The following is a 281-nucleotide window of genomic DNA, read 5'->3' as shown; positions in this document are numbered from 1 at the left end:
ACACTACCTGGTACCCCAACTTCCCCACCACCGTGAACGGTGTGCACTTCTACCAGCCTGTCTTCTGGACCAGCGGGGGCGGCCGGGCAGACGATGAGGACCAGAATGAGCTGGGGGCAGCCTATGACGCTGCCGTTGAGGCCAAGACCGGCCTGCCCAACACCCTCATCGGTGCTGGCGTGCCCGTGCTCCTCATCGGCATGGTCCTGCTCCTGGTGGCCTTCAGCTACCCCAAGAAGGGCGCCGTGGGCGGCACCTCATCCGGGGCGCACATGGTGGAC

1 protein-coding gene is annotated in these 281 nt (G+C 65.8%); it reads left to right on the top strand.

Features of this window, described 5'->3' with window-relative positions; genetic code table 11:
- Positions 1 to 281 (top strand): hypothetical protein (locus KDM92_RS18405; protein ID WP_212685806.1); only part of this gene is annotated, 281 nt, incomplete at both ends.

This window comes from Affinundibacterium baiyunense (assembly GCF_018139645.1).
In the GTDB taxonomy this organism is placed as follows: domain Bacteria; phylum Pseudomonadota; class Gammaproteobacteria; order Burkholderiales; family Burkholderiaceae_D; genus Undibacterium; species Undibacterium baiyunense.
This window is presented reverse-complemented; position numbering and strand designations above follow the sequence as displayed.